This is a genomic window from Pseudomonas nitroreducens TX1, assembly GCF_000313755.1.
GTDB classification, from domain to species: Bacteria; Pseudomonadota; Gammaproteobacteria; order Pseudomonadales; family Pseudomonadaceae; genus Pseudomonas; species Pseudomonas nitroreducens_A.
This window is the reverse complement of the sequence record NZ_AMZB01000124.1, coordinates 26,900-50,201: the sequence shown is the minus strand read 5'-3', so window position 1 is coordinate 50,201 and position 23,302 is coordinate 26,900. Positions and strand designations below refer to the sequence as shown.

Annotated in this window: 19 protein-coding genes; 15 read left to right on the top strand and 4 right to left on the bottom strand. The window is 66.2% G+C overall.

The window, feature by feature from the left end:
- Window positions 1–4 precede the first annotated feature (4 nt).
- Together thiC and cytX are read left to right on the top strand one after the other, a co-directional pair.
- Window positions 5–1,885, top strand: a complete 1,881-nt coding sequence (gene thiC / locus C167_RS0121800; protein ID WP_017520426.1) for a phosphomethylpyrimidine synthase ThiC — start codon at window positions 5–7, stop codon at window positions 1,883–1,885.
- A gap of 161 nt (window positions 1,886–2,046) precedes the next feature.
- Window positions 2,047–3,333, top strand: coding sequence for a putative hydroxymethylpyrimidine transporter CytX (gene cytX, locus C167_RS0121795; RefSeq protein WP_017520425.1), 1,287 nt, complete (start codon window positions 2,047–2,049; stop codon window positions 3,331–3,333).
- 479 nt (window positions 3,334–3,812) lie between these two features.
- Here the strand turns inward: cytX and C167_RS0121790 are convergent, their stop codons facing one another.
- Complete coding sequence (locus C167_RS0121790; RefSeq protein WP_017520424.1) at window positions 3,813–4,565, bottom strand: RsiV family protein; 753 nt, start codon at window positions 4,563–4,565, stop codon at window positions 3,813–3,815.
- On the opposite strand from C167_RS0121790, the gene C167_RS34595 reads away from it, so the two are divergent.
- The 12 genes from C167_RS34595 to C167_RS0121735 all read left to right on the top strand — a co-directional run bounded on the left by C167_RS34595 (window position 4,564) and on the right by C167_RS0121735 (window position 17,198).
- On the top strand, window positions 4,564–4,725 hold the full coding sequence (locus tag C167_RS34595; protein ID WP_157791863.1) for a hypothetical protein: 162 nt from the start codon (window positions 4,564–4,566) through the stop codon (window positions 4,723–4,725). The two genes, C167_RS0121790 and C167_RS34595, sit on opposite strands and share 2 nt — an antisense overlap.
- 68 nt (window positions 4,726–4,793) lie before the next feature.
- Window positions 4,794–5,411: an NUDIX domain-containing protein gene (locus tag C167_RS0121785; RefSeq protein ID WP_017520423.1), complete on the top strand. Its 618-nt coding sequence runs from the start codon at window positions 4,794–4,796 to the stop codon at window positions 5,409–5,411.
- Complete coding sequence (locus C167_RS0121780; protein ID WP_017520422.1) at window positions 5,402–5,860, top strand: DUF1249 domain-containing protein; 459 nt, start codon at window positions 5,402–5,404, stop codon at window positions 5,858–5,860. Before C167_RS0121785 ends, C167_RS0121780 begins: the two co-directional genes overlap by 10 nt.
- A gap of 169 nt (window positions 5,861–6,029) precedes the next feature.
- A complete protein-coding gene (gene cpdA / locus C167_RS0121775; RefSeq protein ID WP_017520421.1) occupies window positions 6,030–6,839 on the top strand; it encodes a 3',5'-cyclic-AMP phosphodiesterase in 810 nt (269 codons plus the stop codon).
- A gap of 75 nt (window positions 6,840–6,914) precedes the next feature.
- A complete protein-coding gene (locus tag C167_RS0121770; protein ID WP_017520420.1) occupies window positions 6,915–7,544 on the top strand; it encodes a YqiA/YcfP family alpha/beta fold hydrolase in 630 nt (209 codons plus the stop codon).
- Window positions 7,545–7,555: 11 nt separating this feature from the next.
- Window positions 7,556–9,451, top strand: a complete 1,896-nt coding sequence (gene parE / locus C167_RS0121765) for a DNA topoisomerase IV subunit B (RefSeq protein ID WP_017520419.1) — start codon at window positions 7,556–7,558, stop codon at window positions 9,449–9,451.
- A complete protein-coding gene (locus tag C167_RS0121760) occupies window positions 9,451–10,491 on the top strand; it encodes an esterase-like activity of phytase family protein (RefSeq protein ID WP_017520418.1) in 1,041 nt (346 codons plus the stop codon). The genes parE and C167_RS0121760 overlap by 1 nt, the downstream gene beginning before the upstream one ends.
- Window positions 10,488–11,012, top strand: coding sequence for a retropepsin-like aspartic protease family protein (locus C167_RS0121755; RefSeq protein WP_017520417.1), 525 nt, complete (start codon window positions 10,488–10,490; stop codon window positions 11,010–11,012). Before C167_RS0121760 ends, C167_RS0121755 begins: the two co-directional genes overlap by 4 nt.
- Window positions 11,013–11,019: 7 nt before the next feature.
- Window positions 11,020–13,284, top strand: coding sequence for a DNA topoisomerase IV subunit A (parC, locus tag C167_RS0121750; protein WP_017520416.1), 2,265 nt, complete (start codon window positions 11,020–11,022; stop codon window positions 13,282–13,284).
- Between the two features lie 151 nt (window positions 13,285–13,435).
- On the top strand, window positions 13,436–14,158 hold the full coding sequence (locus C167_RS0121745; protein ID WP_026079199.1) for a PqiC family protein: 723 nt from the start codon (window positions 13,436–13,438) through the stop codon (window positions 14,156–14,158).
- A gap of 245 nt (window positions 14,159–14,403) precedes the next feature.
- A complete protein-coding gene (locus tag C167_RS0121740) occupies window positions 14,404–15,963 on the top strand; it encodes an ArnT family glycosyltransferase (RefSeq protein ID WP_017520414.1) in 1,560 nt (519 codons plus the stop codon).
- Window positions 15,960–17,198 carry a hypothetical protein gene (locus C167_RS0121735; RefSeq protein ID WP_017520413.1) on the top strand — a complete coding sequence of 413 codons (1,239 nt, stop codon included), beginning with the start codon at window positions 15,960–15,962 and terminating at the stop codon, window positions 17,196–17,198. Before C167_RS0121740 ends, C167_RS0121735 begins: the two co-directional genes overlap by 4 nt.
- Window position 17,199: 1 nt before the next feature.
- Here the strand turns inward: C167_RS0121735 and C167_RS0121730 are convergent, their stop codons facing one another.
- Window positions 17,200–17,751 carry a metal-dependent hydrolase gene (locus C167_RS0121730; RefSeq protein WP_017520412.1) on the bottom strand — a complete coding sequence of 184 codons (552 nt, stop codon included), beginning with the start codon at window positions 17,749–17,751 and terminating at the stop codon, window positions 17,200–17,202.
- 51 nt (window positions 17,752–17,802) lie between these two features.
- Window positions 17,803–19,368 (bottom strand): AhpA/YtjB family protein, encoded by a 1,566-nt coding sequence (locus tag C167_RS0121725; RefSeq protein ID WP_017520411.1) that lies wholly within the window; start codon window positions 19,366–19,368, stop codon window positions 17,803–17,805.
- Window positions 19,369–19,603: 235 nt separating this feature from the next.
- On the opposite strand from C167_RS0121725, the gene serB reads away from it, so the two are divergent.
- Entirely contained in the window at window positions 19,604–20,815 is a 1,212-nt protein-coding gene (gene serB / locus C167_RS0121720) for a phosphoserine phosphatase SerB (RefSeq protein ID WP_017520410.1), read from the top strand.
- A 377-nt stretch (window positions 20,816–21,192) separates the two neighbouring features.
- On the opposite strand, the gene C167_RS0121715 is transcribed toward serB, so the two are convergent.
- Window positions 21,193–23,277, bottom strand: coding sequence for an EAL domain-containing protein (locus C167_RS0121715; RefSeq protein ID WP_017520409.1), 2,085 nt, complete (start codon window positions 23,275–23,277; stop codon window positions 21,193–21,195).
- Window positions 23,278–23,302: the final 25 nt, after the last annotated feature.

Genomic DNA, 23,302 nt, shown 5'->3' with positions numbered 1-23,302 from the left:
CAGGATGAGCACCCAGAAAAACAACGTCACCCGCCTTGAACAGCTCGACCGCCAGTCGACCCAGCCCTTTCCGAATTCGAAGAAGGTCTACCTGACCGGCTCGCGCCCGGACATCCGCGTCCCCGTGCGGGAAATCTCCCTCGCCGACACTCCCACTGCCTTCGGCGGTGAGAAGAACGCCCCGGTGATGGTCTACGACACCTCCGGCCCCTACACCGACCCGGACGTGCGCATCGACCTGCGCAAGGGCCTGCCGGACGTGCGCTCGCGCTGGATCGACGAGCGCGGCGACACCGAGATCCTCCCCGGCCTGACCTCCGAGTTCGGCCAGTCGCGCCTGGCCGACCCCAGCCTCGACGCCCTGCGCTTCGCCCACGTGCGCACCCCGCGCCGCGCCAAGGCTGGCAAGAACGTCACGCAGATGCACTACGCGCGCCAGGGCATCATCACCCCGGAGATGGAATACATCGCCATCCGCGAGAACATGAAGCTGCAGGAAGCCCGCGCCGCCGGCCTGCTCGATGCCCAGCATCCGGGCCAGAGCTTCGGCGCCAGCATCCCGAAGGAAATCACCCCCGAGTTCGTCCGCGAGGAAGTGGCCCGCGGCCGTGCGATCATCCCGGCGAACATCAATCACACCGAACTGGAGCCGATGATCATCGGCCGCAACTTCCTGGTGAAGATCAACGGCAACATCGGCAACAGCGCGCTGGGTTCCTCCATCGAGGAAGAAGTGGAGAAGCTCACCTGGGGCATCCGCTGGGGCGCCGACACGGTGATGGACCTGTCCACCGGCAAGCACATCCACGAAACCCGCGAGTGGATCCTGCGCAACAGCCCGGTGCCCATCGGCACCGTGCCGATCTACCAGGCGCTGGAGAAGGTCAACGGCATCGCCGAGGACCTGACCTGGGAAATCTTCCGCGACACCCTGATCGAACAGGCCGAGCAGGGCGTGGACTACTTCACCATCCACGCCGGCGTGCTGCTGCGCTACGTGCCGCTGACTGCCAAGCGCGTCACCGGCATCGTTTCCCGCGGCGGCTCGATCATGGCCAAGTGGTGCCTGGCCCATCACCAGGAGAACTTCCTCTATACGCATTTCGAAGAGATCTGCGAAATCATGAAGGCCTACGACGTCAGCTTCTCGCTGGGCGATGGCCTGCGTCCGGGCTCGGTGGCCGACGCCAACGACGCCGCGCAGTTCGGGGAGCTGGAGACGCTTGGCGAGCTGACCCGCATCGCCTGGAAGCATGACGTCCAGGTACTGATCGAAGGCCCCGGCCACGTACCGATGCACCTGATCAAGGAGAACATGGAGAAGCAGCTGGAGTGCTGCGACGAGGCGCCGTTCTACACCCTCGGCCCCCTGACCACCGACATCGCGCCGGGCTACGACCACATCACCTCCGGCATCGGCGCGGCGATGATCGGCTGGTACGGCTGTGCCATGCTCTGCTACGTCACCCCCAAGGAACACCTGGGCCTGCCGAACAAGGATGACGTGAAGACCGGCATCATCACCTACAAGATCGCCGCGCACGCCGCCGATCTTGCCAAGGGCCATCCGGGCGCGCAGATCCGTGACAACGCGCTGTCGAAGGCGCGCTTCGAGTTCCGCTGGGAAGACCAGTTCAACCTTGGCCTGGACCCGGACACCGCCCGCGCCTTCCACGACGAGACGCTGCCCAAGGACTCGGCCAAGGTGGCGCACTTCTGCTCCATGTGCGGGCCGAAGTTCTGCTCCATGAAGATCACCCAGGAAGTCCGCGACTACGCCAAGGAGAACGGCCTCACCGATGAGCAGAAAGCCATCGAGGCCGGGTTCCAGCAGCAGTCCGCGCGCTTCAAGGAAGAAGGCTCGGTGATCTACAAGCAGGTATGACCGGTCGTGCTCACCCTTGACGACAAGGGTGGGCAGACTTGTAGGAGCGAGCTTGCTCGCGAACAGCCCAACTGCGGAGCTGGCGGCGGGCACCGTTCGCGAGCAAGCTCGCACCTGCGAAAACAACAACATTCAATCCAACTTCGAGCCCTGCACGCATCGTGACCACCACCGCCACCAACTATTCCCCCACCGTCGCCGTCGACACCGCCCAGCGCGTGCTCGGCCTGCGCGATGTATTTTCCCTCTGGTTCTCCCTGGGCATCGGCCTGATGGTGCTGCAGACCGGCGCATTGCTGGCGCCGGGCCTGGGCCTGGCCGGTGCGCTGGGTGCGATTCTGCTGGGCACCCTGGTCGGCGTGCTGCTGCTGGCCAGTGCCGGGGTGATCGGCACCGACACCGGCCTGGCGGCCATGGCCTCGCTCAAGCTGAGCCTGGGTAGCCGCGGCGCCGCGCTGCCGGCGCTGCTCAACCTGCTGCAATTGGTGGGCTGGGGCGCCTTCGAGATCATCGTCATGCGCGATGCCGCCAGCCTGCTGGCGGGCCGCGCCTTTGGCGACGGCAGCGGCTGGACCAGCCCGGCACTCTGGACCCTGGTGTTCGGCGCCCTGGCGACCTTGCTGGCAGTCAGCGGGCCGCTCGCCTTCGTTCGCCGCGTGCTGCGCCGCTGGGGTATCTGGCTGTTGATCGCCGCCTGTATCTGGCTGACCTTCGACCTGTTCCAGCGCGCCGACCTGGCCGCGCTCTGGGCCAAGGCTGGCGACGGTTCGATGCCGTTCGCCGTGGGCTTTGATATCGCCATCGCCATGCCGCTGTCCTGGTTGCCGCTGATTGCCGATTACTCGCGCTTCGGCAAGCGCGCCGGGCACACCTTCGGCGGCGCCGCGCTGGGCTTCTTCATCGGCTGCTTCTGGCTGATGGGTCTGGGTGTGGCCTACACCCTGGCCTTCGCCGAGGGCAGCGACGCCAACGCGCTGCTGCTGGCACTGGCCGGCGCCGGCATGGGCATCCCGCTGCTGCTGATCCTGCTGGACGAATCGGAGAAGGCCTTCGCCGACATCCACTCGGCGGCGGTGTCCAGCGGCCTCCTGCTGCCGCTCAAGGTCGAGCACCTGGCGCTGGCCATCGGCGTGATCTGCACCCTGATCGCCTGGTTCGCGCCGCTGGCGCAGTACCAGAACTTCCTGCTGCTGATCGGCTCGGTATTCGCCCCGCTGTTCGGCGTGGTGCTGGTGGACCACTTCGTCCTGCGCCGTCGCGCGCCGGCCGCCATTCCCCATGGCCTGCGCTGGGGTTCGCTGCTGGCCTGGGCCGGTGGCGTGGCGGTCTACCACCTGCTAGCGAATTACCAGCCGGACCTGGGCGCGACCCTGCCGGCATTGGTCGTGGCGGGCGTGCTGCAGCTGCTGCTGGGGCGGGGTGGGGCGAAGGTGCCGGCTTCGGCCTGAGGCAGGCCCTGCGCCAAACGGGGGCAGGTAATCGCAGATGAGTCCGCTCCACGAGCCCGAAAGCCCTCTCCCTAACCCTCTCCCGCAAGCGGGAGAGGGGACCGTACGGCGCAGCATGACACCTTGACGTCAGCCGGCACGGGCAGCTCCCTCTCCCTTCGGAGCGGGGCGCGCAGCCAGGGCTGGGGAGAGGGAAAATCGCAGACACGACCTCACAAGAAGACAGTTGTTCCTACCTGAAGTATCGCGCCAAGGCCCGCCCTCTCCCTGAACGGAGAGGGCGCAGTGCGGTGTCGCCGGTCGGCTCAGTGCTCCGCTTGATGCCGGTCAGTCCCCTCTACCTTCAGGGAGAGGGCTAGGGAAAGGGAAACGTCAGACACGAAGTTTCGGTGAAAGACAGTTGCTCCTACGCACATGCTGAAACCTGGCGTAGGAGCGGCCTTCGTCCGCGATGATTCGCCGGCAATTCCAGCGCTGATCTACTGCGCACCGCGCCCCGGGAAGTAATAGGTCTTCACGATGCCATTCAGGCGCGGATACGGAATCTTCAGCTCCGGGTGTCCGACCGAGTGCGGGGCGATGCGGTCGATGTCGTACTTCAGCGTCATGGCGCCGTAGGTGAGGGCGAAGTGCTCGGTCGGCTGGAACGGCCAGTCCTTCGAGAAGTTCGGGTCCTGCTCGTCCAGCTTGTTCTGCAGAATCCACGCCTGGTGCGCCATGCGTGCCACCTTCCAGAAGTTGTCCTCCTGGCCGGGCAGGAGAATGTCCTGCAGGCTGAGCACTTTGTGAAGGCGTCGATCATAATTGATGAACGCGCGGCCGGGCTGGCCGTACTCGCCGCCGGTGAAGCGATAGCTGGACAGCTCGATGATCACCAGACCGTCATGCTGTTCGCGGATCTTGGCCTGCAGGTAACTGCTCCAGCCCGGCTCGGCCGAATCGAGGAAGCGCTTCTCGTAGACCTCCAGGTTCGCGAGGATCGCGCCGTCGCCTTCGCGGGCCAGTTGCAACAGTTGCCCGTTGATCGCTTCGTTGAGCGCCGGTTCGTCGTCGAAGCTGACGGTGTCGAGATTGAACAGCGGGCATTGATCGCCCTGGCAATCCGGCTTGGCGTGTTCGAAGGCGGTGTGTTGCGCGGTCAGCGGTTCGTCGAGCGCGGGCTTGAACAGACCCTGGCAGGCCCCCAGTAACAGGCTGATGCCGCAAAGGGCTGCTAGTTTCAGAAGTCGCATGGGATTCCTTGTCGTGGACATTCGCCGGCAATGGAGTGGTTCGACCGCCACTGGCGCTGCCGGTTCGGCGGTGGATTATGAACCACTTTGCGAACCGCGGCTGCGTGCGGCGGTCACAGCCCATCTGGCCATTCGCCTGCTGGCAAAAGAGGCTGCGTGAGCCTCGGCGGCGCGATAGGATGGCGCGAAGTTCAACGTACAGTCAGTAGGAACGGGAGTAGGAACGGGATGTCGGAAACGTTCAAGCCAGGCCCCCAGGACATCGAGATCCAGAAGCGCGAGCAGTGCTTCAAGGGCTTCTACAAGGTCGACCGCCTGCACCTGCGCCACCGCCAGTTTGCCGGCGGCATGGGGCCGGTGCTCAAGCGCGAGCTGTTCGTGCGCCACGATGCCGTGTGCGTATTGCCCTACGATCCACAGCGCGATGAAGTGGTGCTGATCGAGCAGTTCCGCGTCGGCGCCATGGACGCCGGGGTCAATCCCTGGTTGATGGAACTGGTGGCCGGGCTGATCGACAAGGACGAGGAGCCCGAGGAGGTCGCCCGCCGCGAAGCGGTGGAAGAAGCCGGCCTGACCCTCGGCGCGCTCTGGCCGATTGCGCAGTACCTGCCATCGCCCGGCGGCAGCAACGAACTGGTCCACCTGTTCGTCGGCCGCTGCGACAGCAGCAATGCCTCGGGTATCCATGGCCTCGAAGAAGAGGGCGAGGACATCCGCGTCCATGTCATGCCTTTCGAGGAAGCACTGCAGGCCGTGCGTGACGGCCGCATCAACAACGCGGCGAGCATGCTCGCCCTGCAATGGCTGGCGCTGAACCGCGCCGAGGTAAGGGGGTTATGGGTGTGAATCTGCTGCGCGAGCGCTATCGCGTCGACCTGGCGGGGTTGCAGGCGACCTGCGAGGCGAACTACTTGCGCCTGATGCGCCTGTTGCCGGAAATGCGCGAGGCCCAGGTCTCACGCCGTGTGGCGCTCAGCGAAGGCGAGCGGCTGCTCGGCGTGCTGGCGCTGGATGTGATCGAAGCCTGCCCGTACACCACCGTACTGCAGGTGCGCCAGGAACTGGGCCTGCCCTGGCTGCCGGCGCCCAGGCTGGAAGTGCGGGTGTACCACGACGCGCGCATGGCCGAAGTGGTCGGCGCCGAGCAGGCGCGCCGCCTGCTGGCGATCTATCCCTACCCGAACCAGGCGATGCACCAGCCGGACGAGAAGAACCAGCTCAACCAGTTCCTCGGCGAATGGCTGAGCCACTGCCTGTCCTGCGGCCACGAACTCGAGCCGGTGCTGCAACGCTGATATCTCGATGATGGCCAAATGGCATGGCGGCGCGTGATATCCTGCCCGCCCATCGCAGACTCGTGTCCCTAACTGTGATCTGTGACGCTTTCCCGGTTTGCTCAGGGGGGCGCCTGTCACCATACTTCGTCACGAATTCCCGCACGCCCGCCTCACAGGAGAAGGCGTTTTGCCCACCCAGCCCACCGCTTCCGATTCCGTCCTGGTCGTCCAGCTTTCCGACAGCCACCTGTTCGCGCAAGAGAACGGCCGGCTGCTGGGCATGGATACCGCCGATAGCCTGACGCAGGTCGTGCGCCTGGTCGGCGAGGAGCAGCCGGCGATCGACCTGGTGCTGGCCACGGGTGATCTCTCCCAGGATGGCTCGGTGGAGTCGTACCAGCGCTTTCGCGCCATCACCGCGCCGATTTCCGCGCCCATCCGCTGGTTTCCCGGCAATCACGACGAAATGCAGCCCATGCGCGAAGTCGCCGCCGGTACCGACCTGCTCGACCCGGTGATCGACCTGGGCGCGTGGCGTGTGATCCTGCTGGATTCCACCATCCCCGGCGCGGTGCCGGGGCAGATGAGCATCGAACAGATCCAGTTGCTGGAGCGCGCCATTCAGGCCGCGCCGGACAAGCACCTGCTGATCAGTTTCCACCACCATCCGGTGCCTATCGGCAGTCAGTGGATGGACCGTATCGGCATCTACAACCCGGAGCGGTTGTTCGCCGTGCTCGACCGCTACCCGAACGTGCGCTGCCTGCTCTGGGGGCACGTGCACCAGGAAATCGACCGCCTGCGCGGTGACGTGCGCCTGCTGGCCTCGCCCTCGACCTGCGTGCAGTTCACACCGGGCAGCGAGGACTTCTGCGTCGACAGCCCCGCGCCTGGCTACCGGTGGTTGCGCCTGCTGCCCGACGGGGGAGTGGAAACCGGCGTTTCGCGGGTGACCGACATCGCGTTCGAAGTCGACTACAGCATCAAGGGCTATTGATCGGTCACGCTTCGAACGCCTTGCGACGCTGACCCACTTGCGGCATGCCACTTGCAGCTTGTAGCCTCCCGGCCCATGACCGCATTCCTCTATATCCACGGATTCAACAGTTCGCCCGGCTCGCACAAGGCGCGCCAGTTCATGGCGGCCATGGAGCGCCTGGGCCTGGCCGATCAGGTGCGCGTACCTGCGCTGCATCACCATCCGCGCAAAGCCATGGTGCAGTTGGAGGCCGCCGTTGCCGAACTGGGCCAGCCGCTGCTGATCGGCAGCTCCCTGGGCGGCTACTATTCGACTTACCTGGCCGAGCGCCATGGCCTGAAGGCGGTGCTGATCAACCCGGCCGTGGCCCCGCACCGGCTGTTCGACGGCCAACTCGGCCCGCAGACCAACTACTACAGCGGCGAGACCTGGGAGCTGACCCTTGACCACGTCGCCGCGCTGGCGGAACTGGAAGTCCCCGCACCTACCGACGGATCGCGCTACCAGGTGTGGCTGCAGACCGCCGACGAAACCCTCGACTACCGCGCCGCCGAGCGTTATTACCGGGCCGGGGCGCTGCGCATCGAGTCCGGCGGCGACCACGGCTTCCAGCGCTTCGTCAGCCATCTGCCGGCGCTGCTGGCTTTCGCCAACGTGCCGTCCAGCCAGTGGCGCGACGTCGACTTCTCCGAATTTGAAGCCATCACCTCTTCGACCGATTAAGCAGGAACCCCATGGCCCAGCAGAACGCCTATAACGCAGATGCCATCGAGGTTCTCTCCGGCCTCGACCCGGTGCGCAAGCGCCCGGGCATGTACACCGACACCACCCGGCCCAACCACCTGGCCCAGGAAGTCATCGACAACAGCGTCGACGAAGCCCTCGCCGGCCACGCCAAGAGCGTGCAGGTGATCCTCCACGAGGACAACTCGCTGGAAGTGATCGACGACGGCCGCGGCATGCCGGTGGACATCCACCCCGAAGAGGGCGTGCCCGGTGTCGAACTGATCCTCACCAAGCTGCACGCCGGCGGCAAGTTCTCCAACAAGAACTATCAGTTCTCCGGTGGCCTGCACGGCGTAGGCATCTCGGTGGTGAACGCGCTGTCGACCCTGGTCGAGGTGCGCGTCAAGCGTGACGGCAACGAATACCGCATGACCTTCGCCGACGGCTTCAAGTCCAGCGACCTGGAAGTGGTCGGCACCGTCGGCAAGCGCAACACCGGCACCAGCGTGCATTTCTGGCCGGACGCCAAGTACTTCGACTCGCACAAGTTCTCCGTCAGCCGCCTCAAGCACGTGCTCAAGGCCAAGGCCGTACTGTGCCCGGGCCTGCTGGTGACCTTCGAGGACAAGTCCAGCGGCGAGCGCATCGAGTGGCACTACGAGGACGGCCTGCGCTCCTACCTGGTCGACTCGGTGTCGGAGAACCTGCGCCTGCCTGACGAGCCGTTCTGCGGCGCGCTGGCCGGCAACAAGGAAGCCGTGGACTGGGCCCTGCTGTGGCTGCCCGAGGGCGGCGAATCGCTGCAGGAAAGCTACGTCAACCTGATCCCCACCGCCCAGGGCGGTACCCACGTCAACGGCCTGCGCCAGGGCCTGCTGGATGCGATGCGCGAGTTCTGCGAATTCCGCAACCTGCTGCCGCGCGGCGTGAAGCTGGCCCCGGAAGACGTCTGGGAGCGCATCGCCTTCGTCCTCTCGATGAAGATGCAGGAGCCGCAGTTCTCCGGTCAGACCAAGGAGCGCCTGTCCTCCCGCGAAGCCGCCGCGTTCGTCTCCGGCGTGGTCAAGGATGCCTTCAGCCTGTGGCTCAACGCCCACCCCGAGCTGGGCCTGCAACTGGCCGAACTGGCCATCAGCAACGCCGGTCGCCGTCTGAAGGCGGGCAAGAAGGTCGAGCGCAAGAAGATCACCCAGGGCCCGGCATTGCCCGGCAAACTGGCCGACTGCGCCGGGCAGGACCCGATGCGCGCCGAGCTGTTCCTGGTGGAAGGTGACTCCGCCGGCGGCTCGGCCAAGCAGGCGCGGGACAAGGAGTTCCAGGCGATCATGCCGCTGCGCGGGAAGATCCTGAACACCTGGGAAGTGGACGGCGGCGAAGTGCTCGCCAGCCAGGAAGTCCACGATATCGCCGTGGCCATCGGCGTCGACCCGGGGGCGGCCGACCTGACCCAGCTGCGCTACGGCAAGATCTGCATCCTCGCCGACGCCGACTCCGACGGCCTGCACATCGCCACCCTGCTCTGTGCATTGTTCGTCCGCCACTTCCGCCCGCTGGTGGAAGCCGGCCACGTCTACGTCGCCATGCCGCCGCTGTTCCGTATCGACCTGGGCAAGGAAGTCTTCTACGCCCTGGACGAAGCCGAGCGCGACGGTATCCTCGATCGCCTGGCCGCCGAGAAGCGCCGGGGCAAGCCGCAGGTCACCCGATTCAAGGGCCTGGGCGAGATGAACCCGCCGCAGCTGCGCGAAACCACCATGGACCCGAACACCCGCCGCCTGGTCCAACTGACCCTGGAAGACACCGACGGCACCGTGGAAATGATGGACATGCTGCTGGCCAAGAAACGCGCTGGCGACCGCAAGTCCTGGCTGGAAACCAAAGGCAACCTGGCGGACATCGCCTGATGCGCGGATTGCTGGCCTGCTCCTGGCTGATCACGGGGCTTTGCGCGGGACTTGCCGTCGCCGCCCAGGCACCCGAGCAGGCTCCCAAGGCTGCCGCGCCCATGGCGCCGGCGTCGTTGCAGTTCGTCGCGGAACATCCGGTGGACGGCATGCCCAGCGGCAATCTCTCCGGATTGGCGTTGTGCGGCAGCGAGATGTGGACGGTGTCCGACCGCGACGACGATCGCATCTACCGCCTGCTCATCGACGAGACGCCGGGCAAGGCCTGGCGGGCCACCGCCGAACCTTTCGTGGTGCCGGGCACGCCGGAAAGCGGTTTGTCCTGGGGCACGCGCGCGCGGGTCAGCATCGGCGGCCTGCTGCGTGGCGGCGCCATGGATTTCGAAAGTATCAGCTGCGACCAGGCGGGCAACCGTTATGTGGTCAGCGAGGGCTATGCCGCCGTCCTGCTGTTGCCCGCCGTTGGCGAGCCGAGCTGGCTGCCGCTGCCGCAGAGCCTGCTGCGCCAGGCCCGTGCCAGCGGCCTGCTGATGGAGTTCAACGCACTCTACGAAGGCGTCGCCGTCAGCGCCGACGGCAAGCAGCTGTGGCTGGCCGCCGAGCGCCAGCGCCGTGGCCTGCTCAAGGTGCACAACGAGAATGGCACCTGGAAGTGCGAGGGCAACTGCGTGATGCTCAGCGAGGGCGGCACCGCACTGCCGCCGCCGGAGCTGGGCGCCGAGCGCGCGCTGCCGATCGATTTCTCCGACCTCGCGCTGTACAAGGACAGGCTGTTCACCCTGGAGCGCCTCGCGCACCAGATCTGCCGCCGCGATGCGAAGACCGGCGTGCAGGAACAGTGCTGGTCCTTCGCCGCAGGCGCGCTGGCACCGGAGCGGCGCTATGACCTGCCCTACGGCGTGGCCGAGGCGCTGATCCTCGACGATGCGGGCGCCTGGATCGGCCTGGACAACGGCGAGCACGCCCGCGCTGACGGCGATAGTCGTCCCTATGTGCTGCGCTTCGCAGCACCGGCCGGCGGCTGGCTCGGTGGCAAATGAACGACGCGGTGCCGGGCAAGCGGATCGGCAAGATCATGATGTTCCTCGCCTGGGGCGCGGGCATCCTGCTGGCCACCCGCTATTTCGGCGCCTGGGAAACCCGCCAGCACAACCCCAACCCGCAGCCGCAATCGACCCATGCCAGCGGCCAAGTGGAAGTGCGGCTGGTGGGCAATCGCTCCGGCCACTATGTGGCGGATGGCCGGATCAATGGCGAGGCGGTGACCTTCATGCTCGACACCGGCGCCACCCAGGTGGCCCTGCCGCAGCGCCTGGCCGACCGCCTCGGCCTGCCGCGTGGCTTGCCGGTGACCCTGGACACCGCCAACGGCCGCAGCCAGGGCTGGCGCACGCGCCTGCCCAGCCTGCAGCTTGGCGACATCCGCCTGACCGATGTGCCGGCGCTGATCGCGCCGGGCATGGAAGGCGACGAGGTGCTGCTCGGCATGAGCGCACTCAGACAACTCGATTTCACCCAGCAGGACGGCACCCTGGTGCTGCGCCAGCGATCCAAACCGTGAGGCACGCATGAGCGAAACCCTCGATCTGAGTCTGGAGGGCGTGGAGCGCCGGTCACTGGCCGACTTCACCGAACAGGCTTACCTGAACTACTCCATGTACGTGATCATGGACCGTGCGCTGCCGCATATCGGCGACGGTCTCAAGCCTGTGCAACGGCGTATCGTCTATGCCATGAGCGAACTGGGCCTGGACGCGGACGCCAAGCACAAGAAATCGGCGCGTACCGTCGGCGACGTGCTGGGTAAATACCACCCCCACGGCGACTCGGCGTGCTACGAAGCCATGGTGCTGATGGCGCAGCCGTTCTCCTACCGCTACCCGCTGGTGGATGGCCAGGGTAACTGGGGGGCGCCGGACGATCCCAAGTCCTTCGCCGCCATGCGCTACACCGAGGCGCGCCTGTCGCGCTATGCCGAGACCCTGCTCTCCGAGCTGGGCCAGGGCACCGCGGACTGGGTGCCGAACTTCGACGGCACGATGGAAGAGCCGGCCGTGCTGCCGGCGCGCCTGCCCAACCTGCTGCTCAACGGCACCACCGGTATCGCCGTGGGCATGGCCACCGACATTCCGCCGCACAACCTGCGCGAAGTGGCTGCTGCATGCATCCGTCTGCTGGACGAGCCGCAGGCCACCGTCGCCGACCTGATCGAACACGTACCGGGCCCGGACTTCCCCACCGAGGCGGAAATCATCACCCCGCGCGCCGACCTGCAGAAAATCTACGAAACCGGCCGCGGTTCGGTGCGCATGCGTGCCGTGTACCGCGTCGAAGACGGCGACATCGTGGTCACCGCGCTGCCGCACCAGGTTTCCGGGGCCAAGGTGCTGGAGCAGATCGCCGGCCAGATGCAGGCCAAGAAGCTGCCGATGGTGGCCGACCTGCGCGACGAGTCGGATCACGAGAACCCGACCCGCATCGTCATCATCCCGCGCTCCAACCGCGTGGATGCCGAAGAACTGATGACCCATTTGTTCGCCACCACCGACCTGGAAAGCTCGTACCGGGTGAACATGAATGTCATCGGCCTGGACGGCAAACCCCAGGTCAAGGACCTGCGCCAGGTGCTCAGCGAGTGGCTGACCTACCGCACAGACACCGTGCGCCGCCGCCTGCAGTTCCGCCTGGACAAGGTCGAGAAGCGCCTGCACCTGTTGGAAGGCTTGCTGGTCGCCTTCCTCAACCTCGACGAGGTCATCCACATCATCCGCACCGAGGACCAGCCCAAGCCGGTCCTGATGCAGCGCTTCGAGCTGTCCGAGCTGCAGGCCGACTACATCCTCGACACCCGCCTGCGTCAGCTGGCGCGTCTGGAAGAGATGAAGATCCGCGGTGAACAGGACGAACTGGCCAAGGAGCGCGCCAAGCTGCTGGCGATCCTGGGTTCCAACGCCAAGCTGCGCAAGCTGGTGCGCGACGAGCTGATCGCCGACGCCGAGACCTACGGCGACGACCGCCGTTCGCCCATCGTCGCCCGCGCCGAGGCCCGCGCCCTGTCGGAAACCGAGCTGATGCCGACCGAGCCGGTGACCGTGGTGCTCTCCGAGAAGGGCTGGGTACGCTGCGCCAAGGGCCACGATATCGACGCCACCGGCCTGTCCTACAAGGCCGGCGACGGCTTCAAGGCGGCCGCGCCGGGGCGCTCGAACCAGTACGCGGTGTTCATCGACTCCACGGGCCGTAGCTACTCGCTGGCGGCCCACAGCCTGCCCTCTGCCCGTGGCCAGGGCGAACCGCTGACCGGCCGCCTGACGCCGCCGCCGGGCGCGTCCTTCGACCGTGTGCTGCTGCCGGAGGATAATGCCCTGTATGTGCTGGCCTCGGATGCGGGTTATGGCTTCGTCGCCAAGGGCGAGGACATGCAGGCCAAGAACAAGGCCGGCAAGGCGCTGCTCAGCCTACCCAGTGGCGCGCAAGTGATGGCGCCGCGGCCGGTAAATGATTTGGAACAGGACTGGATCGCCGCAGTCACTACCGAAGGCCGCCTGCTGTTGTTCAAGGTCTCCGACCTGCCGCAACTGGCCAAGGGCAAGGGCAACAAGATCATCAGCGTGCCGGGCGAGCGAGTGGCGAGCCGCGAAGAGTACCTGACTGACCTGGCGGTTCTGCCGTCGGGCGCGACCCTGGTACTGCAGGCAGGCAAGCGCACGCTCTCCCTCAAGGGCGACGACCTGGAGCACTACAAGGGTGAACGGGGCCGCCGGGGCAATAAACTGCCGCGCGGTTTCCAGCGAGTGGATGCCTTGCTGGTAGAATCGCTGTCTCAGGATTGAAACGCGGTTCGATACATTCTGCCTCTGGAGCTCAGGCGCCGGTTAAGGGATGATACGTCCCTTTGGCTACCGGCGCCTTGGCGCGTTGCCTGAAGTTATTGTGAAATTTGTTGGAAGTAGCGCCGAAATCCGGCGAATGACGGTGATCCAGATGAGCGCGTGGCGCGTCTTGGCCTTTCTTTCCCTCGCCAGCCTTCTCGGGCTGACGGGGTGTACAGTGAACCGACCGACCCAGCTGTACCAGCTGGATGCCGGTGCGGTTCCTGTCCCGACCCGTGACAACGGAGTCGCAGTACTGCTCGGCCCGGTGTCCCTGGCCGATTACCTGAAGCGCGAGACCATGGTCCAGCGTCAGGCCGACGGTATCCTCAATCTGTCCACCGAAGCCCGCTGGGCCGGCAGCCTGGAGACCAACGTCAGCCAGCAGCTGATGCGCCTGCTTTCGGGGGAGCTGGACAGCACCCGCCTGGCGCTGTTCCCGGAGAAGCCCGGCTTCACCCCGCAGGTGCAGGTCATGCTGACCATCAGTCGCCTGGACTCCGGCCCCAAGGAGCCGGCGGTACTGGAGGCGCGCTGGCGCTTGCTCGACCAGAAGGGTGAGTTGCGCGACAGCCGTGTTTTCCGCGAGGAAGAGGCACACTCGGGCAGCGTGCAGGACCAGGTGCGCGCCCAGGGCGATCTGCTGCGCAAACTGTCCGTGCAGTTGGCCCGCGACGTGCGACCGGTCGCTGCGGCGATTGCCGAGCAACAGGCCGCTCCGCCGCGCAAGCCGGCGGTGGCGAACACCGAGCAGGTGGCCAAGCCCAAGGAAGAGGGGCCGAAAATTCCGCTGGTGGTGCCGATCCGCACCGATGTCGAGGTTTACCGCTTCTAAGCCTCAGTCAGTCGATACGCACTTTCACGGCCCGCAAGGCATGCCTTTGCGGGCCGTTCTGCGTCTGGCGTGGCCGCGTTTGACATCTTCTTGACGGCCTCCGTGGTATTTACGGGCCCTTGTGCAGGCGATTGGCGCCCGGACGTTTCCGAGCGGAACCTGCAAGAGACTCGCGCGTGTCTTCACTCCCCCCTATTCCCGGTGTTCAGGCGGATTCCGCCCTGAGTCGTCAGACGTTTTGCGTCATGCTGGCGACCCTGCTGCTGTTCCTGTTTGGCGTGCAGGGCGATGCCTTCGTCGGCTTCGACTCGCGCTTCGTCCTGTTCGCCCGCGAAATGCTGCGCCATGGTCCGGGCTGGTTCCCGACCACCTATGGCTTGCCCTACCCGGACTATCCGGCGACCTCGACCTTCCTGACCTACCTGCTGTCGCTGCCGCTGGGACGGGTCAGCGAATTCACCGCCTGGCTGCCCACTGCACTGGCCGGGGCGATTTGCGCCGGGGTGGTCTATCGCCTGGTGGCGCCTTTTTCGCGCTCATGGGCGTTGATCAGCGTGGCGATGCTGCTGCTGACCGCCACCTTCGTCAGCGAGACGCGCGCGGTTTCCCTCGACCTGATGGTCGCCGCCGTGGGCCTGCTGGCCTTCTTCGCCGCCTTCCACGCCCATCGGTATGGCGTGCCGGGACTGTTGGTGCGCGTGCTGCCCCTGCTGCTGCTGGGCTTTGCGCTGCGTGGCCCGCTGGGGCTGGTAGTGCCGGCGGGTATGGTCTGCAGCCAATTGCTGCTGGATCGACGCTGGAAGCCGCTGTTCGCCTTTTCCGCCAGTGCTTTGGCGCTACTGATCCTCTGCGTGTTCGTGCTGATCGCCCTGGCGCGCTCCTCGGGCGGCGAGGCTTTCGTCCAGGACGTCCTGCAGATGCAGGTGATCGGCCGCCTGGATGGCTCTGCCGGTTCCAGCGATGCGCTCTATTACTTCCGCAGTTCGCTGGGCAACTACGCGCTGGCGTTCCCCCTGGCGCTGCCAGCGCTGATGCTGCTCTGGCAGCGTCGCCACGAGCCCGCGTTCCGTCTGGTGGCGGGTTGCGCCCTGGCGGCGCTGGTGGTCATGGCCGGCCTGTCGGTGCCACAAGCCAAGAAGGCCCGCTACATCATCGCGCTGGCGCCCCTGGCCGCGATCATCGCGGGCTATCCGTTCATGGTCGCTGGCGGTCGGTTGGCGCAGCTGCTTCGCGGTTTGCTGCGCATCCTGTGGTTGATCCTGCCTGCCTTGCTGCTGGCCGGCTTGTGGTTGGCCTGGAAGCGTTATCCGCAGGAGGTCGCTGCGCTGGGCTGGCGCGTGCCGGCCTGCATAGTCGCGCTCGCGGCGCTGCTGGTTTTCGGCGCGTTGCGCTGGCAGCGCCCGGCGGCGCTGGCGCTGGGGGCGGCGCTGTCGCTCTGGGCCAGCTACATCCTGGTCTTCGAGCCGACGGAGCATCGCCTCTACGACTCCCAGGCGTTCTCCCGCGAACTGGTCCGCCAGCTTGACGCGCAGCCTGCGCCGCTGGCGCTCTATGGCATGGCGCCGGACGCGCGGGCGATCAAGCTGATGGTCAACCTCGACCGCGACCTTCAGCCGCTGTTCCTCGATCGCCCTGGTCAACTCGCGGCGCAGAATGGCCCGTTCTATCTGATGATCCAGGCGCGCGATGCCGAGCGTATCGCCGCTGCTCTGCCCGCGGCCTCGCAGCTGCTGTTCGAAGGCCGTTTCGACAATGATACCTACCGCCTGCTGCGCCTCCCCGGAGTGGGCTCCAACCCCTTATGAAAGCACTGATTTCCCTGCTTGCCTGCTGCCTGCTGCTGGGTGGCTGCGGTGATTCGGATACCCAGGATGTCGTCGAACGAGACCAGGCATTCTTCCGCCAGCATCCGTTACCGCCCCTGGAGGTCGTCTCCGGCGGCGGCAGCTTCGTCCTGCCGTTGCTGCCGGACACCCAGTTCTACGCGGAGAACAACCACCGCAAGCGCCATCTGTTCCGTAGCGAGGAGCGCTTCCCCGACCTGCCGTACCAGCCGGCATTGGCCTTCTTCGCCCAGACCTCCTGGCTGGCCAGGCACGCCGAGGTGTTGCAGGTTCCGCTGGTAGTGCACCTGGGGGACGTGGTGGAGAACGCCGGTGTCGCCACTCAATGGCAGACCGCCAGCGGCGCGATGCGCATCCTGGAGGAGCGCGGCGTTCCCTATAGCATCGCTACAGGGGAGCGTGACGTGCATGAAGAGGCCAGCACCGATGATCGGCGTTCCTTCCTCGATCGTTTCTCCGATCACTTCGGCCCCGAGCGCGCCGCCTGGCAGAGCACCTATGTCGGCAGCGACCCGAAGGGGCTGAGCCAGGTTCACATGTTCCAGCGCTACGGTCAGTCGTTCATGCTGCTGGCGCTGGACTGGAATCCCTCGGACACCACCCTCGTCTGGGCGCAGAGCGTCATCGACCAGCATCCGCACGTGCCTGTCATCCTCGCTTCGCACAGTATCCTGCGGCGCAATCCCAGCGGTATTGCGGAGCTATCCCGCGAGGACAACGCCAGCGGCGAGTTGCTGTGGGACCGCTTGATCCGCCGCAACGACCAGATTTTCCTCACCCTGAACGCCCATGCCGATGGCGCAGTGCACACGCGGATGCTCAATGACCTGGGGCACAGCGTGGACATGGTGATGGTCGACTACCAGCACCAGTACCTGGGTGGCAACGGCCTGCTGCAACTGCTCGAACTGGATCTGCGGCGCAACCGCATTGCCGGGCTGGCCCTGTCACCCTGGGTGTTGTGGAAGCGCCAGGTCTACCCGCAAGCCTATAAGCCCTGCGAGTCGCCCGAGGCACTTCGCGATTGCGACCAACTGATGCCGGAGGATTCGCCTGGCTGGGACAACCGATTCCAGATCGAGCTGGATTACCAGGCGCGGTTCGGCAGTTTCCAGGGCTATAGCGCGCAGTTGCCGCAACAGAGCGGGCAAGCATCGTTACTGGATCAACTCCAGGCGCAACTCGACAAGCACTGAGTCAGCCGGCGCTGCGTGAGTCGCGGCGACAGAGCAGGCGGCGCGCAGTGATACCGGCAATGGCTACGGCGAGGCAGGGCAGCCAGACCCAGCGCGCCTCGGACAGCAGCACCTCCAGCCCGCGCGGGCTGAAGAAGCGCGACACGCCGATGGGCGAGACTTCGATGGGGTGCAGCGGCAGGAAGTAGCGCCGGTCGCTCCACGGCCAGAGCCAGGCCACCCCAAGCCCACCATCAGTCATCGCATCCAGCATGCTGTGGGATGCGGTCGCCAGGCCGATCCACAGGCCGGCTTTCAAGGGCCCGCTACCCAGCAGGCGGCAGCAAAGCGCCCCGAGCACTCCCAGGCAGGCTGCGAACAGCAGCGAATGGCTGAAGCCGCGGTGACCAAAGGCATCGCTATAGGCGATGCCAAGCTTGAAGGCGACCACGTCGAGGTCGGGCAGGCAGGCGGCAAGCATGCCGGCCAGCAGCAGGCGCGGCGGGATGAAGCGCGAGCCGAGCGCCAGGCCCACGGCAAGCGCGGGCAGGGGATGGGTGATCAGGGTAGTCATGGAATCCTTTCCACGAGGGGGCCCGGCGGCCCCCGCTCTTTCCAGTGGGGATCAGGTCGTGCGCAGGGCGCGCATACGCGAGAGCTGACGCTCCAGCATGGACGGGTAGGGTTCCTTCAGCCATTCCACGCAGCAGGCGTTCTCCGGGCTGGCGATGGGGCGGATGCGTGCCCGCTCGCGGACCTTCTCGTCGTCGCCGATGGATTTCTCCACCAGCAGCAGGTTGCGGCTGTGCTGGCTGAGCGCCAGGGCGTCCTGGGCCGAAGCGTCCTGCAGCAAATCGGCCTGTTCCAGGTCCGCGATATCCTCGCCCAGTACCAGGCCCAGTTGCAGTTGCAGGGTAATGCCGCTATCGGCCACCTCGATCTGCAGGGCATGGCCCAGGGCGCGCATCAGCTCGCCGCAGCACAGCGCGTTGGTGAGGAATTCCTCGTCCTGGTCGCGGCTGTGGAAGAGGATCAGGCTGCCGCCATCGCTGAGGGTATAGAGCGCACCCTTGTACAGGCGCGCGGCCTGCTCAAGGCAGTCGCGGTAGCGTTGCAGCAGGTCGACCAGGCGAGCGCGCGGCAGGCGACGCAGTTGTTCCTGTGCGCCCAGTTGCACGGCCAGCACGGCGCTGGGCCCGGCGGAAATCGGCTCCGGTTCGGCTTCGGGCGCTTCTTCGACGCCGATTTCGTCTTCGGCTTCCTCTTCCACCGCCGCCTCGAACTCTTCCTCGGGGAAGTCTTGTTCCTCGCCCGCCTTGCGGCGCGCGGCAGGGGCGAGCAGTTCTTCGTCGGAGAAAATGTTCTCGTCGAATTCGTGTTCGTCTGTGGAACCGGTTGCTTCCAGTGACGGATCCCTGGCGGTGGGCTTGCCTGCCTTGGCCGGCGCTTTCGGGCGCGGAGCGGGGGCACTGGCCACCGGCTCCGGGGCCGGCGGCTTTTCGGGCACCAGTCGCGCTTGCAGTTGGCGGGCGAGGTCGCCGATCTCGTTCTGCAGGCCGGCGCCTGGCGCGGGGTCGTCCGGGTCGCGCAGCCAGACACGAAGCTGCAACAGTGGTGTGGAAATCTGCCGCCCCAGGCGCAGGCCGAAGGTCAGGGTGAGCAGCAGCAGGATCAGGCTGATGAGCCCCATGCTCTGCAGGCTGACGGTCATCGGTTGCTCGAACTGATGCATGTCGAGGCTGATGCGCAGGTGGCCGGCGATCACTTCCTGGAAGGTGATGGGCGTGGAGTACAGGCCCTCGGCGTCGCCCAGCAGGCCCTGCTTGGGCCGCGTGCCGGACTCCGCGAGGATGCGGTTGTCCACGCTGTAGATGGCCGCATGGGCCACCAGCGGGTTCTTCGTCAGGTTGTTGAGCAGCACATTGAGGCTGAGGAGGTCGTTGGACACCAGCAGCTCGGTGGCCGACTGCGCGGTCTGCGTGGTCAGGCTCTGGCCAAGGGCGTCGGCCTGCTGCTGCATGGCCTGCTTGAACTGCATGCCCATCACCCAGGCGTAGATCACCAGGGCGGCGGCCACCAGCAGCAGGCCGTGGATGGCGATGCGCAGCGCAATCGGCACGCGGCGCTGGCGCAGGGCGTGGAAGAGCAGCAGGAAGAAATTGTCGGGCTTGACGGAGGTGGGCCGGGTCACAGCGGGCTCGGTCTTCTCTAAGGCAGATGCGGGCCAGTATAACGAGGCCCTAACGGGGGGCAAAGCGCCGCAGGTTCCGTCAAGGCGGCGAAAGTCGGCAGGCCGCACCGATCTGCCGCGCATTCCGATCGGCGGTGCCGTCTCTCGAACGGTGGGTGGGCGGGCGAGCGGAGCATCCGAGAGGCAGTGAAAGCAGGTAGAATGTCGGCCTTTTTTCCATGGCGGAGACAGCGCCTTGCGCGAAATCGTCCTGATCAACATCACCGGGGAAGACCGCCCCGGCCTCACCGCGGCCATTACCGGCGTCCTGGCGCAGGGTGGCGTGAACATCCTCGACATCGGCCAGGCGGTGATCCATGACACCCTGTCCTTCGGCATCCTGGTGGAAATTCCGGATACCGAGCGGGCCTCCTCGGTGCTCAAGGACGTGCTGTTCACGGCCTACAAGCTCGACCAGCAGGTGCGCTTCACGCCGGTGTCCGAAGACGACTACCGGCAGTGGGTTGGCGGCCAGGGCAAGCCCCGCCACATCGTGACCCTGCTCACCCGCCGGGTGACCGCCGAGCAGTTGCAGCGGGTCAGCTCCATCACGGCCAAGTACGGCCTGAACATCGACCAGATCGATCGCCTGTCCGGGCGCATGCCGCTGGATACGCCGGCCGACGAAGGCAAGGGCTGCATCGAGTTCTCCGTCCGCGGCGAGCCTGCCGATCCGGCGGCCTTGCGCGCCGAGTTCCTCAGCGTGGCCCAGGAGCTGAACGTCGACATCGCCTTCCAGCAGGACTCGGTGTTCCGCCGCAACCGCCGCCTGGCGGTGTTCGACATGGACTCGACGCTGATCGAGGCCGAAGTGATCGACGAGCTGGCCAAGGCCGCCGGTGTTGGCGAGCAGGTCTCCGAGATCACCGAGCGCGCCATGCGCGGCGAGCTGGACTTCCGTGCCAGCTTCAAGGAACGCCTGGCGCTGCTGCAGGACCTGTCCGAGGACGTGCTGGAAGAGATCGGCGCGTCGCTGCGCCTGACCGAAGGCGCCGAAACCCTCTTCGCCGAACTCAAGCGCCTGGGTTACAAGACCGCGATTCTCTCCGGCGGCTTCAGTTACTTCGCCAAGCAGTTGCAGGCGAAGCTGGGCATTGACTACGTGTTCGCCAACGAACTGCAGATCGTCGATGGCAAGCTCACCGGCGTGGCCATCGAGCCCATCGTCGACGCCCAACGCAAGGCCGACCTGCTGCGCGAACTGGCGGCGAAGGAAGGCCTGCAACTGGAGCAGACGATTGCCGTGGGCGACGGCGCCAACGACCTGCCGATGCTGGGGCTGGCCGGGCTGGGCGTGGCTTTCCGCGCGAAGCCGCTGGTCAAGCAGTCGGCCAAGCAGGCGATTTCCACCCTGGGGCTGGACGGCATCCTCTACCTGCTCGGCTTCCGCGATCGCGAAGGCGCCTGATCCGCACGGATCGGCGCCGGAATGAAAAAGCCGCCCCTCGGGGCGGCTTTTTGTTGTCGCATGCCATGGATGGCTCGGCGTGAAGCCAACGATCGTGGACGGCGTCCGCTCCTACGCTCAGGCTGGGGGTAGGAGCAACTGTCTTCTTGGGAGGTCGTGTCTGCGATTTTCCCTCTCCCCAGCCCTGGCTGCGCGCCCCGCTCCGAAGGGAGAGGGAGCTGCCCGTGCCGGCTGACGTCAAGGTTTCATGCTGCGCCGTACGGTCCCCTCTCCCGCTTGCGGGAGAGGGTTAGGGAGAGGGGCTTTCGGGCTCGTAGGAGCGGACTCTGTCCGCGATGGATCACCCCCCGATGCTGGAGCTGCGCCCTGACTGGCGCTTATTCATCCGAGGCGAAATCGTAGTCCATCGCCTGGCTCGGGCCCTGCAGGTAGCGGCCCTGGATGTAGTTGGCGCCGGCCTGCCAGAGCGTGGCCAGTGCGGTGGCGCTTTCCACCATGGGCACGATGGTCAGTTTGGCCTGGGCGTGCAGGCTGGCCATCAGGGTCTTCAGGTTTTCCTGGTTTTCCGGAATGTTCAGGTCCTGCACGTAGGAGCCATCGACCTTCACGAAGTCGACGTTCATGTGCTTGAGCGTGTTGAACGGGTTGAGCGCGCAACCGAACTGGCACAGCGCGATCTGGCAGTGCAGCTCCGCCAGCCCTTGGCTGAGGATCTTGGCCTGGCGCAGATAGGCGATGGCGTCCGGTTCGCTGATCTGCACGATCAGCGCGTCGGCCGGCAGGCGCGAGGCCTTCAGCGCCACGCTCAGCCACGGCAGCAGTTCCGGGTCCTGCAGGCTGGGGCCCGAGAGATGCACGAAGAGCTTGGTCTCATGGCCCTTGGCGCGATGCTCGGAGAGCAGCTTGATGGAGTTGAGCAGCACCCAGCGGTCGATCTTCTCGGCCAGGCCGCTGGCCTTCGCGGCATTGAGGAAATCTGCCGGAGGCACTTCCTCGCCCTGCGGGTTGAGCAGGCGCAGCAGCACTTCGTAGTGCTCGTGGGTATCGCCGCGCAGGCTGATGATCGGCTGGAACAGCAGGCGGAAGCTGTTCTGCTCCAGCGCCTGGCGGACGATTGCGCTGACGTCGCCACGGTACGCGGCGGCGGCCAGCTCATCGGCCGGGTTGAAGACCTTCAGGCCGTTGCCGTCCTTCTGCGCGATCTCGTCGGCGCCGCGGTGGGCGCGTTCGATGACGTCCTGGGGACGGGTGGTCTTCTCGTCCAGCCCGGCGGTGCCGATGGACAGGGTGACCTGCGCGGTGCGGCCATGGATGTCGAACAGGTGGCCTTCGACCTTTTTCAGCAGGGCGCTGAAGCGAGGTGCGGATTGTTCCGGGGTTTCGCCCGGCAATAGCGCGGCGAAGACGTCGTCACTCAGGCGGGCCAGTTGGGCTTGCTCGGGGAATTGACCGCGCAGCAGGTTACCCAGGTCCGCCAGCAGCAGGTCGATGCTGGCGACGCCGAGGTCGAGCTGGAGGGCCTGGGCGCGATCGAGTTGCATGTAGGCGAAGGTCGCCGGCTGGCCGGCGGTTACTGCGCGCTCGACGGCGCCATCCATCAGGTCGAGGAAGTGGGCGCGGTTGAACAGGCCGGTGACCAGGTCCTGGCTGCTGACTTCGCGCAGTTTTTCTTCGAGCTGGGCATTGTCGGATTCGGCGCGGATCACTACCTGGATGCAAGGCTCGCCGTCGTAGGTCGCCGGCGAGAAGGTCATGCGCGCGGCGAACGCCTGGCCGTCGCTGCGGATGCCGCTGCAGGCCAGGTCGAGGTTGTCCTCGCTGCTGTCCTTGGAGGGATGGTAGCCCTTGAGGAAATCCTTGAAGTTGGCCTGGTCGCAACCGGCGATCAGGTCGATCATCGGCATGCCTTCCAGCTCCTCGGCGTCTTCATAGCCGAACAGGCTGACGTAGGCGCGGTTGGCATAGATGTGCATGCCGTCGTGGACGTAGGTGATGGCGTCCACCGAGCTGTCCAACAGCAGTTGGCAGCGCTTCTCCGCTTCGCGCAGGGCGACTTCCGCGGCGCGGCGCGCGCGGCGTTCCTCGAGGTTGGCCAGTTCGCGGTTGGCCACCAGGATCAGCCGCTCATCCTCCCCTTGCGGCAGGGCATCCTGCGCGCCGAGGGCCAGGGCCTCGGTCACGGCGTCGGAATCGTTGCCGCCGACCAGTTGGATGAAGGGGATGTCCTTGGCCTGGCGGCGGATCGCGCCCAGCGCTTCGCTGGGGTCCAGCGCCTCGGCTTCGGGCGCTGCGATCAGCAAGTCCCAGCCCTGGGGCAGGATGTCCGTCAGGTCTTCGCTGGAGGTGATACGGTGAACGCGGGTCGCGCGACCGGCGTTGCGGAACAGGCTGACCAGGCGCTCGGCTTCGTTCTGCGAGTCTTCCAGGATCAGCAGGCGGATGGTTTTCTTTTCATTGGCCATGGGGAAGGCTGCTTATACCGCGCTG